The organism is Shewanella sp. FDAARGOS_354, from assembly GCF_002209245.2.
Classification (GTDB): domain Bacteria; phylum Pseudomonadota; class Gammaproteobacteria; order Enterobacterales; family Shewanellaceae; genus Shewanella; species Shewanella xiamenensis.
In genome coordinates, this window is the sequence record NZ_CP022089.2 from 847,625 (window position 1) to 860,813 (window position 13,189).

The 13,189-nt window shown below is 43.9% G+C and carries 14 protein-coding genes; 7 read left to right on the plus strand and 7 right to left on the minus strand.

The window, feature by feature from the left end; translation table 11 throughout:
- Positions 1-10: 10 nt before the first annotated feature.
- The 4 genes from CEQ32_RS03890 to rnd all read left to right on the plus strand — a co-directional run bounded on the left by CEQ32_RS03890 (position 11) and on the right by rnd (position 4,764).
- On the plus strand, positions 11-823 hold the full coding sequence (locus tag CEQ32_RS03890) for a class I SAM-dependent methyltransferase (RefSeq protein WP_037430429.1): 813 nt from the start codon (positions 11-13) through the stop codon (positions 821-823).
- A gap of 21 nt (positions 824-844) precedes the next feature.
- The gene (locus CEQ32_RS03895; RefSeq protein ID WP_037430426.1) at positions 845-1,711 is read left to right on the plus strand and encodes an alpha/beta hydrolase; all 867 of its coding nucleotides are present in this window, start codon (positions 845-847) and stop codon (positions 1,709-1,711) included.
- A 199-nt stretch (positions 1,712-1,910) separates the two neighbouring features.
- On the plus strand, positions 1,911-3,584 hold the full coding sequence (gene fadD / locus CEQ32_RS03900; protein WP_037430423.1) for a long-chain-fatty-acid--CoA ligase FadD: 1,674 nt from the start codon (positions 1,911-1,913) through the stop codon (positions 3,582-3,584).
- Positions 3,585-3,654: 70 nt separating this feature from the next.
- Positions 3,655-4,764 (plus strand): ribonuclease D, encoded by a 1,110-nt coding sequence (gene rnd / locus CEQ32_RS03905; protein WP_192959164.1) that lies wholly within the window; start codon positions 3,655-3,657, stop codon positions 4,762-4,764.
- Between the two features lie 179 nt (positions 4,765-4,943).
- Here the strand turns inward: rnd and minE are convergent, their stop codons facing one another.
- From minE to minC, 3 genes are read right to left on the minus strand one after another with little or no spacing between them, the layout of a single operon-like run.
- Complete coding sequence (minE, locus tag CEQ32_RS03910) at positions 4,944-5,201, minus strand: cell division topological specificity factor MinE (protein WP_007648439.1); 258 nt, start codon at positions 5,199-5,201, stop codon at positions 4,944-4,946.
- Between the two features lie 2 nt (positions 5,202-5,203).
- Positions 5,204-6,013, minus strand: coding sequence for a septum site-determining protein MinD (minD, locus tag CEQ32_RS03915; protein ID WP_037419172.1), 810 nt, complete (start codon positions 6,011-6,013; stop codon positions 5,204-5,206).
- A gap of 27 nt (positions 6,014-6,040) precedes the next feature.
- Positions 6,041-6,706 carry a septum site-determining protein MinC gene (gene minC / locus CEQ32_RS03920; protein WP_037419169.1) on the minus strand — a complete coding sequence of 222 codons (666 nt, stop codon included), beginning with the start codon at positions 6,704-6,706 and terminating at the stop codon, positions 6,041-6,043.
- 122 nt (positions 6,707-6,828) lie between these two features.
- Here minC and CEQ32_RS03925 point away from each other — a divergent pair, with 122 nt between their 5' ends.
- Positions 6,829-7,107 (plus strand): YcgL domain-containing protein, encoded by a 279-nt coding sequence (locus CEQ32_RS03925; RefSeq protein ID WP_055647906.1) that lies wholly within the window; start codon positions 6,829-6,831, stop codon positions 7,105-7,107.
- 332 nt (positions 7,108-7,439) lie between these two features.
- On the opposite strand, the gene CEQ32_RS22915 is transcribed toward CEQ32_RS03925, so the two are convergent.
- Entirely contained in the window at positions 7,440-7,598 is a 159-nt protein-coding gene (locus tag CEQ32_RS22915; protein ID WP_192959149.1) for a hypothetical protein, read from the minus strand.
- A 199-nt stretch (positions 7,599-7,797) separates the two neighbouring features.
- Here CEQ32_RS22915 and CEQ32_RS03935 point away from each other — a divergent pair, with 199 nt between their 5' ends.
- Positions 7,798-8,238, plus strand: coding sequence for a YcgN family cysteine cluster protein (locus CEQ32_RS03935; RefSeq protein ID WP_037419163.1), 441 nt, complete (start codon positions 7,798-7,800; stop codon positions 8,236-8,238).
- Positions 8,239-8,428: 190 nt separating this feature from the next.
- Here the strand turns inward: CEQ32_RS03935 and CEQ32_RS03940 are convergent, their stop codons facing one another.
- Together CEQ32_RS03940 and CEQ32_RS03945 are read right to left on the minus strand one after the other, a co-directional pair.
- Complete coding sequence (locus CEQ32_RS03940; protein WP_088586941.1) at positions 8,429-8,923, minus strand: peptidylprolyl isomerase; 495 nt, start codon at positions 8,921-8,923, stop codon at positions 8,429-8,431.
- A gap of 22 nt (positions 8,924-8,945) precedes the next feature.
- Entirely contained in the window at positions 8,946-10,361 is a 1,416-nt protein-coding gene (locus CEQ32_RS03945) for a DEAD/DEAH box helicase (RefSeq protein ID WP_088585536.1), read from the minus strand.
- 353 nt (positions 10,362-10,714) lie between these two features.
- Here CEQ32_RS03945 and CEQ32_RS03950 point away from each other — a divergent pair, with 353 nt between their 5' ends.
- Positions 10,715-12,493, plus strand: coding sequence for a DUF885 domain-containing protein (locus tag CEQ32_RS03950; protein ID WP_088585537.1), 1,779 nt, complete (start codon positions 10,715-10,717; stop codon positions 12,491-12,493).
- A 165-nt stretch (positions 12,494-12,658) separates the two neighbouring features.
- Here CEQ32_RS03950 and CEQ32_RS03955 read toward each other — a convergent pair whose 3' ends face one another.
- A complete protein-coding gene (locus CEQ32_RS03955) occupies positions 12,659-12,979 on the minus strand; it encodes a hypothetical protein (protein ID WP_037419155.1) in 321 nt (106 codons plus the stop codon).
- Positions 12,980-13,189: the final 210 nt, after the last annotated feature.

A 13,189-nucleotide genomic window follows, 5' to 3' on the forward strand; every position in this document is an offset into this window, starting at 1 on the left:
GAGAATTATTATGAAAAAAGTCACACTCATCGCCAGTATGCTGATTGCTGGTCTCTGTTCAGGTATGGCCAATGCAGATGAAGCATTAGATAAAGCCATTAAAAGTGATTTTCGCCAAGCCAAAAACGCTAGCCGCGATATTTATCGTCACCCCGCAGAAACCCTTACATTTTTTGGTATAACCCCAACACAAACCGTGATTGAACTTTGGCCAGGTAATGGCTGGTACACTGAAATCCTTGCCCCTTATCTTGCGCCTAAGGGACAATATATTGCCGCCAGTTTCGAAACTACCCCCAGCACGGACACCCCTGGTAATCGCTATCGCGCCAATGCGGGCGTGAAATTCGATACTTGGATGACGGCCAATAAAGCCTTATTTGGTAATGCGAAAATGGTGGTTCTCGACCCTCCAGCCAAAATGAATTTAGGTGCCGATGGCAGTGCTGACTTGGTATTAACTTTCCGTAACTTACATAATTGGGCTTCAAGCGACCAGCTCGAAAACGTGTTTGCCGCTTCTTACAAAGTGCTTAAAGATGGCGGTGTATTTGGCGTCGTCGAACATAGAGCCAATAAAGGCATGAATATGAGCACGGGCTATATGGATCAAGACGAGATGATCGCGCTGGCCAAAAAGGTCGGTTTTACCTTAGCCGAAAGCTCCGAAATCAACGCCAATCCGAAAGACACTAAGGACTATGCCAAGGGAGTATGGACGTTGCCACCTTCCTTTGCTTTAGGTGATACAGATAAAGAAAAATACCAAGCAATTGGTGAGAGTGATCGCATGACGCTCAAATTTGTCAAAAAATCCCGCTAATCACCTGACATTAGAGGCAATATGTGGCAATCTTTCGCCCCCAAAAATCAAGTCGAGTTTGTGTTACCCCATATCAAGCTGAGTGGTCGATTATGGGGAGCGAAAGATAAGCCATTATTGCTCGCGTTGCATGGCTGGTTAGACAATGCCAACAGTTTTGAGCCTCTCGCTGAGTATTTGTCAGATTACCAAATTCTTGCCATAGATTGGCCCGGTCATGGTTTTTCGGCGCATCGGCCGGGACATTACCCATTATACTGGATTGACTATTTATACGATCTCGATGCGTTACTGGCGATTTTGCCACAAAAGCCACTGGCTATTATTGGGCATTCATTAGGGGGGATTATCGCCTCTGCGTATACGGCAGCATTTCCAGAAAAGGTTAATAAGCTGATTTTAATTGAGGCCTTAAGTCCCTTATATGAGTCAGCAACCCAAGCCAAATCGCGGCTGAGGAAAAGCTTTTACCAACATGAGAAATTTTTAGCGCAAAAACACAAACGGATGAGAGTCTACGATAGTCTGGAAACGGCAGTTAAGGCTAGAGTGCATTTAACCGGATTGGCCGAACCGTGGTGTCGACTATTACTTGACCGCAATATGCAAGCGACTTCTGATGGAGTTGTTTGGCGAAGTGATCCAAGACTAAGGCTCGACTCGCCAATGCGACTGACCTTTGAGCAAGTCGATGCTTTAATGCAAAATATTTCGGTGGTTACCTTACTCATCTGCGGCAAACAAGGTTTTAGCCAATTACATACGGCGCTACCTAAAGCAAGGAAATGGTTCAGCAATTTGTCTGAACATATGCTTGAGGGGGACCATCATGTGCATATGGATAATGCGCAAGCGGTTAGTCAGTTAATCCAACGTTTTGTCGAATAATGGCTTTTACTAACATAAAAAAGACACTAGGTTTTTTGTTTCTTTTATGTGATGATGATCAAAATTAAAACGCCCGTATGATTTATCCGGGTAAATCAATAACAATAAAATGTAAGTCGGTATTTTAACTCGGTATTTGTCGAGTATTGGCGGTAGTAAGGGTACCGTATCCGCAGTTGTGGGGATTTAGGAGAAAGTAGTGGATCAGCCTTGGATTAAACATTTACCAAAAGATGTGCCTGCTGAGATTAATGTGGATCAGTATTCATCGCTTATCGATATGTTCGAGACCGCGGTGGCTAAGTATGCGGATCAACCTGCATTTATCAACATGGGGGCCACGCTAACTTACCGTAAACTTGAAGAAAGTAGCCGTGCTTTTGCTGCTTATTTACAAAATGAATTGAAGCTACAAAAGGGCGACCGTGTCGCACTGATGATGCCCAATCTGTTGCAATATCCTATTGCGTTATTTGGGGTATTACGTGCTGGTATGGTGGTGGTTAACGTTAACCCACTTTATACCCCGCGAGAGCTCAAACATCAGTTGATTGACTCGGGCGCCAAAGCCATTGTTGTGGTGTCTAACTTCGCCCGCACCTTAGAAGAAGTGGTCGATCAAACGCCCGTGAAAAGTGTCATTATCACTAGTTTAGGCGATCAACTAAGTGCGCCAAAACGCACCTTAGTTAACTTTGTTGTTAAATATATTAAAAAACTGGTGCCTAAATACGATCTACCCCATGCCCTTTCGATGCGCGAAACCTTGTCAAGAGGTCGCAGAATGCAGTATGTCAAACCCGTAATTACTGGGGGTGACCTTGCCTTTTTGCAATATACTGGTGGTACGACTGGGGTTTCAAAGGGCGCCATGTTAACCCACAGTAATGTGGTGGCAAACGTGTTGCAGGCCAACGGTGCTTATTCTCCAGCGCTGCGAGACGGTACTGAATTTGTTGTAACTGCATTACCGCTTTACCATATTTTTGCCTTAACAGTGAATTGCTTACTGTTTTTACATAAGGGCAGTCAGAATCTGTTAATCACTAACCCTCGGGATATTCCAGGGTTTGTGGCTGAACTCAAGAAATATCCTTTTACCGCCCTGACAGGTGTTAACACCCTGTTTAATGCCTTAGTGAATAGTAGTGATTTTGCTGAGCTGGATTTTTCTCGCCTCAAATTATCCATTGGTGGCGGTATGGCCGTGCAAAAAGCCGTGGCCGATAAATGGCAGAGCATCACTAAAACCCGTTTACTTGAAGGTTATGGGTTAACTGAAGCCTCGCCCCTGTTAACGTGCTGTCCCTATAACTTAGACGGTTATAACGGTTCTATCGGTTTCCCTGCGCCATCTACACTCATTCAAGTGCGTGATGATGCGGGTAATGTGTTGCCCCAAGGCGAGACGGGTGAGCTATTTGGTAAAGGCCCACAGATCATGAAAGGCTATTGGCAGCGTCCAGAAGAGACAGCCAAAGTGATTGATAAAGACGGCTGGCTCGCCACGGGCGATATCGGTTATATGGATGAACAGGGTTTCTTCTATATTGTTGATCGTAAGAAAGACATGATTTTAGTTTCTGGCTTTAACGTCTTCCCCAATGAAGTGGAAGAGGTTGTTGCTTTACATCCTAAGGTGATAGAAGTCGCGGCAGTAGGGGTTCCTAATGATGCGAGTGGCGAGTTAGTGAAGGTGTTTGTGGTGGCGAAAGATAAATCTTTAACCGCTGAAGACATCATTAAGCATTGCCGAGTGCATTTAACGGGATATAAAGTGCCGAAGCTGGTAGAATTTAGGGACGAGTTACCTAAAACCAATGTGGGTAAGATCTTGCGACGAGAACTGAGAGACGAAGTCAAGCGCGCGTAAGATTGAAGCCGGCAATAAGCCGGCTTTTGTTTTTATGGATGTGATTATCCCACAGGAACTGGAGAAGAATTTGTCAGTGTTTCACTATGTGAGCGACGAAGCGAGCCTCAATGCCCTCGTCGCTCAATATCAACAGAGCGCAGTACTGGTATTAGATACCGAGTTTGTGCGCACACGTACGTATTACGCTAAGCTTGGCCTGATCCAAGCCTATGATGGTAACACCTTAGCTTTGATTGACCCTGTGGCTTTACCCAATCTCGGTGCATTTTGGGCTTTGTTAGATAATCCTAACATTATCAAGCTAGTACATTCCTGCAGTGAGGATTTAGAAGTCTTCGCCCATTATGGCCAGCGCCAACCTACGCCCTTATTTGATAGCCAAATTGCGGCTTCACTATGCGGTATGGGCCATGGCTTAGGTTATGCCAAGTTAGTCGAAACCTGCTTAGGTGAAGTGATTGATAAAGGCGAGTCACGCACCGACTGGATACGTCGTCCCTTAACCGAGGCGCAACTTAGCTACGCCGCCAATGATGTGTTGTATCTTTATCAACTTTATCCGCAACTCGCCGACAAGCTAAAAGCGCAAGGCCGTTTAGATTGGCTTTATGAAGAAGGCGAGCGGATGACTGAAGGGCGTTTAGCTCCTCCCGATGTCGAGACTGCATACCTTAAAGTAAAAAACGCATTTCAATTAACCGAGCCTCAATTGGCTTACCTTAAAGTGCTGGCTAAATGGCGTTTAGAAAAAGCTTTAGCACGGGATTTAGCCTTAGGCTTTGTGATTAAAGATCATGGCTTGATTGCGCTAGCGAAAAAACAGCCTAAAAGCATAAGTGATTTGTTTAAATTGAACGATTTAACTGAGCAGGAAAAACGCATCCACGGTAAAGATATTTTACGGGTAATGCAGACTGCTGACTTAAACAATCCACCGGAGCTAGTTGATGTTTTAGCGCTTAAACCGGGTTATAAATCCGCCTTTAAGACCATTAAAACCTGTTTAACCGAACTTTGCGAACAACATGCTATTCCGATGGAAATGCTAGGCTCCAAACGTCATATTCATGAGTATTTACAATGGCGTTGGGATAAACAACAAGGGGAATTACCTACAGTATTAAGCGGTTGGCGCGGAGAGATCGCGGCCGAGTCATTGGTAAAACTTGAAGTTTAAGTTTTACTGGTTAGGCGCCAACATTTTGCTTTTAACATTTCGGTTTTGACCTAAGATTTGATGCCTAAATTTGCATTTAAGGTGTTAGGCCTTGATTTTACCCCAGCTAAAGCATGGGGGTAGGAGAAAGGCGCAGCAGAAAGCGTCATCCCCATTTGAGGATGACGCCAACGCTCGACTTATCTGTCTGGCAACGTCACGTTAAGTTCGAGTACCGACAAGTTATCGTCATTCTGATCTAATTGCACTGAAACTTGATCATCCGAAATCTGCACATACTTGCGGATCACGGCGATGATTTCTTGCTTCATCTGCGGGAAATAGTCAGGTGTATCGCGTTGTCCACGCTGATGGGCCACAATAATTTGTAATCGCTCTTTTGCCATTACCGCGGTGCTAGGCTTTTTCTTGCTTTTGAAATAGTCGAGTAAAGACATAATTAGCTACCAAATATCCGTTGTAAGAAACCTTTTTTCTCTTCCGTAATAAAGCGTACTGGGACATCTTCACCCAATAAACGCGCGACAGTGTCACTATAAGCGGCGCCTGCATCACTTTCTTGATCGATAATCACAGGTACTCCGGAGTTTGATGCCTTGAGTACGGATTGTGATTCAGGGATAACGCCAAGCAAATCAATGGCAAGGATTTCTTTTACATCGTCAACACTTAACATTTCGCCCGATTTTACCCGACTTGGAGAATAACGAGTCAACAGTAAGTACTCTTTTATCGGCTCTAAACTGAGTTCTGCGCGGCGTGACTTGCTTTGCAGCATTCCTAGAATACGGTCAGAGTCGCGAACCGAGCTTACTTCAGGGTTGGTCGTCACAATGGCGATATCGGCAAAATACAATGCCATCATCGCGCCTTGCTCAATACCTGCAGGGGAATCACAGATAATAAATTCAAATTCTTTGGCTAAATCGTCAAGCACACGGCCCACGCCTTCTTTTGTTAGGGCGTCTTTATCACGAGTTTGCGAGGCTGGCAGTACAAACAGTTTTTCACAGCGTTTATCTTTGATAAGTGCCTGATTTAAATTCGCTTCACCGTTGATGACATTGACAAAGTCATAGACGACGCGGCGCTCACAGCCCATGATTAGATCCAAGTTACGCAAGCCTATATCGAAATCGATAACAACAGTTTTATGCCCTTGTAGTGCAAGTCCAGTTGCAATCGCCGCACTGGATGTGGTTTTACCAACACCACCTTTACCTGAAGTGACAACAATAATTTGTGCCATGTTTCTCTCTATCCTTTTTTGTGCCATTTAGAGGGGCAATGATTCAACGATAAGCGACTCGCCATTTAAGCGAATGCAGCCGCCTTTATCTGAGCTATGTTGTTGTAGATTTTCAGCGAGCCAATATTGCCCTGCTATTGAAACTAATTCTGCCTCGAGGGAATGAGCAATGATTACCGCGCTGCTGTCGCCAGCTGCGCCCGCCATGGCCTTTCCTCGTAACGCACCATAAATATGAATGCTACCATCGGCGATGACTTCAGCGCCATTACCTACCGCACCAAATATGATTAAATCGCCATTTTTTGCATAGACCTGCTGACCTGAGCGGATATTTTGCTTCAAAATCTTAGTTTGACGCGGTGCTGGTGGGGGGGCGACGCTTTGTTTACCCGCTTTGACTATGGCAAGTCCGAGTGTTTTAGCTTGGTTGCTCAGGACGTTAGTTGCACCAGTAATTCCTACAATAACTAACTGGCGGGAAAGTAATAACTCTTTTAAGCCCTGTAAATTAAAATCGTTATCTTGAATGGCGCTGAGGTTGACGACTAAAGGGGCACCCAGAAAAAATTGGGGAGCTTGTGCCAATTTGCTATCTAATTCAGCCATGACAGCATTTAAATCGCTGTTATTAATATGAAGCACTGAAAGAGTAAAAGAAGCGCCTTTTAACTCTAAGCTAGGTTTTGACATCCCGGCACTATTCTCCAGAAATCATCAGTCGGTTCGCTGATTTGCAATTAAATTACTAGGCGACCATGTTATAGTGTGCCCCATTGACTGGCAAGTTTGAACTATTGGATATTTATACTCTTATGCTATGTGCGGTTTATAAAAGTAGTCGAAAGGCTGACACTTACTTATTTGTAAACAAAAGGGACTGTTTCGACGACGTCCCGCAGGCGTTGTTAGATATGTTTGGTGTGCCTCAGTTAGTGATGGTATTCCCGATTGCTAAGCGTGAATCACTCGGTATCGCCGATATTAATAAGGTCAGAGCAGCACTCAAGGAAAAGGGGTTTTATTTACAAATTCCGCCACCGCAGGTTAATTTATTGGCCGAGCACAGAGAAAGCCTTGGGATTCAAGACTAGTCTGTAACTGTGCACAGGGTAAATGCCAAAGACAGTCTTTAAATCTGTTGCAGCATATACAAAGCTCTTCTTGCCCTTAATTCGTAAGGGCAAGTATCCTTCTTTAATACTCGCCTCTTAAATTTAAGCAGCCGCAGACATTAGGGCGTGTTGACGTTTCGAGATTAGATTTTGTTCGTTCTAGCAAGCACGTGCTCGCGAAACGAGGAATGATGTGTAGTTATTCTACTCAAATGACGAGCGGCTCTTATGACAGAAAGTAAGAGCAAGGGCTTGCCAGACGACCCCTTCGGGCAGCATTTGGCTGACGTTTCTGCTGCGTTATCGTCCGTTTATGTAGAACAACTACACTGCAAGGACTTTGCCTTGCATAAACGCCAGCCAAATTGCTGCAAAAATAACCCTGAAACGTCAACACGCCCTAGTAAGTGGCAACCATTGGGGTAAGGCATCTCGATAATAGTGATTTGCCCAATCACAAAAATATTCATGCCTTCGTCTCACATGCCTTATGGCGCAAGGTCTTTCGTCTATAACAATTACCTACAGGCAAGCGGTGAATTATTTAGATGAGTGCGATTATTTAGGCATCTTTGTGGTGCATGTATCGGAGAGAATTAAGCATCCCCTATAAATTGGTGTAAAATGGCCCGCATTGAGCGGATTTTTTATATGAAGATAAGCGTAAACATGGCATTTTGGCAGAATAAAGCGTTAACCGAGCTGACGTCGCAGGAGTGGGAGTCCCTCTGCGATGGTTGTGGTAAGTGTTGTTTAAACAAATTGATTGATGATGAAACTGAAGAGCTGTATTACACCAATGCGGCTTGTCTATTACTCGATCACCAAAGTGCCAGCTGCAAACATTATAGTGACCGTTTTAGCCATGTTCCCCAATGTACTGTGATTACTGCGCAAAATGTGCATGAACTCACCTGGCTACCCGATAGCTGCGCCTATCGCCGTTTGGCATCAGGCAGAGACTTACCAAGCTGGCATCCATTACTTACGGGTTCTAAAGAGGCCATGCACCTTGCGGGTATGTCGATTCAAGGTAAAGTGGTAGATGAGCGCAGGATTAAGGATATTGAAGACCATATCGTGCTATGGCCGCTGAAAGATCTGGATTAATACTATTCAAGCAGTTTTTGTCTGTAATGTCAGATAGTAATGAACAAAAAGGAGCAACTAACCATTTCGGTTGATTGCTCCTTTTTTCTATCTCGAGTTTAAAACCAAAGCGTTATTTATCAAGGATATGGTGGCGTTATTGCTGGACCTCCGCTCAGTCACGCAAAACAATTTTATCGATTAGATAAAGTCATTCAATAATCGTCACTTTTTCGATAATGATGGCTTCACGGGGCACGTCTTCATGGCCCGCTACTCGTGTGGTTTTAACGCCTTCAATTTGCAGTACAACCTCGAGTCCCGCTGTGACTTTACCAAATACCGCATAACCCCAGCCGTTATTGGTGGGTGCCGTATGGTCTAGAAACTCATTATTGGCAGTATTGATAAAAAACTGCGCGGTTGCCGAGTGTGGCGCATCGGTACGGGCCATGGCGATAGTACCAAATACATTCGATAGGCCTTTGTTGGCTTCGTTGACAATTGGTTCGTGGGTGGGCTTTTCTTTCATTTTGGCGGTAAAACCACCGCCTTGGATCATAAAGCCTTTGATCACACGATGGAAAATCGTGTGATCATAAAAACCTTCTTTACAGTAACGAATAAAGTTTTTGGCGGTAACGGGGGCGCGCTCTACATCAAGTTCGAGGGTTATATCGCCAAAATTTGTCGTGAAAATAATCATATGCTGCGCTTCTGTTAGTGAGTTATTTGGTGTGAGATCCACTAAGCCAAGGATTAAATGATGGAGATGTTTCACCTTGTGTTTGTTGTTTCTCGGTGCTTTCGCTCACATCGGGCTGTGTTAACCTTGTCGCTTGCTTAGGTTGCGGCTTGGATTTAGCACTACGGTGCTTTTTCGCCTGAGTTGCTTCAAAGGTGCCGGGTTTTCCACTGGAATAGGGCAAGGCTTGAGCTTTTTTATTGGGTTTATGCGCTGATGTAGAAGCCGATTTAGGCACAAAATCGAGAATTGAAATAGGCACCGCTTTTTTAGGCTCAAACCCCTCGATGTGCTTGCGCTCGATAATATGGCCTAAACGGCGCTCTATAGCGCACAGGTTTCTAAAATCATCTTTAGAGACAAAGGATATGGCTTCACCTTGATTGCCCGCGCGGCCGGTGCGGCCAATGCGATGGATATAATCATCGGCTTCATCGGGTAAATCGTAGTTAATCACTCGCTCGAGCGCATCGATATCGATACCGCGTGACGCAACACCGGTCGCGACTAAAAAGGAGACTTTACCCGCTTTAAAATCGATAAGTAGTTGCTCGCGCACCGCTTGGCTGCGACCACTGTGAAAAGCCTCCGCGGTAATGCCACGCTTTTCTAACTGGCTAACCAATTTGGCAGCGCCGTGTTTGGTTTGGATAAAAATTAATGCCTGTGCCCAGTTATTCTCTTTAATTAAATGGCTCAATAGTGCGGATTTTCGATCTTTATCAACGGTCGTTAACCACTGCTCAATTTGCGTTGAAGCGGCATTTTTACGACTGATTTCAATCTCAATGGCATCCGGAATAGCGGTTTTAGCCAGTGCTTTGACCTGTTTTGATAAGGTTGCCGAAAATAGCAGGTTTTGCCGCTGTTCAGGCAGCTTTTCAATAATGCTATTAATATCTTCGATAAAGCCCATATCGAGCATACGATCGGCTTCATCCAGCACTAATACTGAGACTTCATCAAAGCGAATGGCTCTTTGAGTATACATATCCAGCAAACGCCCAGGTGTTGCAACGAGCAGATCAACCCCTTCAATCAGACGTTTTTTTTGCGGCGCAGCATCAACACCGCCGTACATGGCCATGGCCGTTAACGGCAGGTACTTGGCATATTGATTGATGTTTTGTTCAACCTGCAGCGCCAGTTCCCGTGTGGGGGTAAGAATGATGGTACGTACCCGTTTAGGCCGAATTTTGGGAGCGTCAGCAAATCGATGCAGCAACGGCAATACAAAACTAGCCGTTTTACCTGTACCGGTTTGGGCTGCGGCTAGCACATTTTTCCCCGCAAGAATGCTGGGAATGGCCTGAGCTTGTATTGGCGTAGGGCTTTGGTAACCCAGTTCAGTCACGGCTTTGATAAGCGCGCTGTGTAATCCAAGTTGGGTGAATGGCATTGAGGATCTCAACTAAATGATTTATTGGCAAACTGTTGGCGTGGCGCAAACAGCGAAGCAGGTCGCTATTATAGCAGTAGCATTGTTGAAATAGGGGATTATCTCAACTTTGCGGTTAGTTCGAGGGGTTAATAAATGGGCTTACAAATTTGTAACTGGGCATGTATTAGATATTAACATTGCTGCAATTAGGCGGCTGATATGATTAACTAAAGTAATGTTAAATACGCCTGACGAGCGAGCTTTCAGGCGTTTATCGCCAAATTCAATACGCCTAGCATTCGTTTTACCAGCTTGCTTAGGGTAAGCATTACAACAACGCGTTGGTATAAATATAAAAAGGACAAAAAAGAATGAGAAAAACCACCCTATCCCTTGCGATATTGTTATCGTTCACCGGCCTTGTAGGCTGCCAATCTCAATTAGACCAAACCTCGCCAAGTAAAGTGGTTAGTGGTGAAGTTAGCACGGTTTCTTTTGCGCAGTTTAGTAATGCTTTTATCGATGATTTGTGGCAATTATCACCAACATGGGCGCTATATAGCGGCAAGCATGTTAATGATGGCTATTTAGAAATCCCCAATGAAGCTAGCCGTGTTAAGACACTTGCCTTTGTAAAAAACCAGCAGGCAAAGCTGAAACAGTTTGAAATTAAGTCTCTGAGCTCTAACGAAACCATCGATTATCATTTGATTGATAACCTGCTAAACAGCATGGCGTGGGATATCACTGACTTTAAATCTTGGCAATGGGATCCCTCTAGCTATAACGTGGCGGGCGGTTTTGCACAAATCATCAATGAAAACTTTGCGCCGCTGGATGACAGATTACGCTCGGTATTGGCCAGGATGGAAAATATCCCAGCTTATTACGCCGCAGCAAGAAGTAATATATCGAAACCAACCCTAGAGCATACGGAACTTGCTGTAATGCAAAACCAAGGTGCGTTTTCGGTATTCTCCGATGATTTATTAAAACAAGTGGCGGATTCCGGTCTGTCGGATGCGGAAAAATCGCTATTTAAATCCCGCTTCGATACGGCAACGAAAGCAATTAATGAACATATTCGTTGGTTAAATGCACAGGTTGACTTGCTGAAAAAAGAAGGCGCCCGTAGCTTTAGGATCGGTGAAGAATTATACGAGCAAAAATTTGCCTTTGATATCCAAGCGGGCATGACGGCTAAACAGCTCTATCAAAAAGCCATGGCAGATAAAGATAGGGTCCAAGGTGAAATGGCCAAGATCACCGATAAACTTTGGCCTAAATATTTTACAACGCCAAAACCAAGTGATAATAAAATCGCCATCCGCCAATTAATTGATAAATTGTCGACTGAGCACGTTAAACGCGACGACTTTGTTAGCGAAGTCCGTAAACAAATTCCTGAGTTGATTGAGTTTGTAAATCAAAAAAAATTAGTGACTTTAGACCCAAAAAAACCATTAGTGGTTCGTGAAACTCCTGAGTATATGCGTGGTTATGCTGGAGCGTCGATTAGTGCCCCTGGCCCCTATGATAAATTAGGCAATACCTATTATAACGTCACGCCACTCGATGGTATGAATGATGAATCCGCTGAAAGCTATTTACGCGAATATAACCATTGGATATTACAGATTTTAAATATCCATGAGGCGATTCCAGGGCATTACACTCAATTAGTGTATTCCAATGAATCGCCAAGCTTAGTGAAAAGCTTATTTGGTAATGGCGCAATGGTCGAAGGTTGGGCTGTTTATACCGAACGCATGATGCTTGAAGAAGGTTATGGCAATTTCGAGCCTGAAATGTGGTTGATGTATTACAAGTGGAATCTACGTGTTATCTGTAACACGATCTTGGATTACAGCATTCATGTTAAAGGCATGACTGAAGATCAAGCCATCAGCCTGATGATGGATGAAGCCTTCCAGCAACGAGCTGAGGCTGAAGGCAAGTGGCGCCGTGCTACCCTAAGCCAAGTACAGCTGACCAGTTACTACTCGGGTTACCGTGAAATTTACGATTTCCGCGAAGAATATAAGCAGCTCAAAGGTAAGGATTTTGATCTCAAAGCATTCCATGAGAAGTTTTTAAGCTATGGCAGTGCGCCAGTGAAATATATTCGTCAGTTAATGCTAGAAAAATAAGCCAATAATTGAAAGGGTGCCATCAATGGCGCCTTTTCACTGGCTGTTTTGATAAACATTGCGTGGATGAATACGTCTGAATTGATACAACGATTAATTTAGGCCATACAGCAGATTCTGTACGGCCTTGTTATAATTGTTCTTTCTGGAAGGCTGTTTTCGGTATTATTTTTTGTTGGGTAACTCAGCCATAATAGCTAATACATCTTCGTATGAAATGTTAAACTCTCGAGAAAGGTTAATAATTTTAGTCTTATAGGTTTGAATATTTTCTTGCTGTGCAAGTTGGTGTTTCTTTTCTTCAACTAGTTCGTTAACAGTTTCTTGCAATATTAATAAGCGACGTAAACTGTAATCAAGGGATTTGATGTATTTCCCCATTTGTTGTTTATTACGGGCTTGCTCAAGATCCGTTGAGACTTTTTTCTCATATCCATATTCATCGAGTGCAGCGATAGCGCTTTGCAAATCTAGATCAGTTGTCATTTGGTGTTCACTTTATTACGAGACGTTGAGAAGCGAAAGAATGAATGCCTTAACCCAAGAGGGTATCACAAGCATTTTACTATCGCAGATTATAATGTTTATGCCAATGCTGACCAAGTATTAAAGTGCTAAAACCAATAAAAAGCTGGTTTTCTCATAGTACTTGTCGGCGTCTACAATAATGAGTAGTCTAAACTTTTCGCCAAGTGG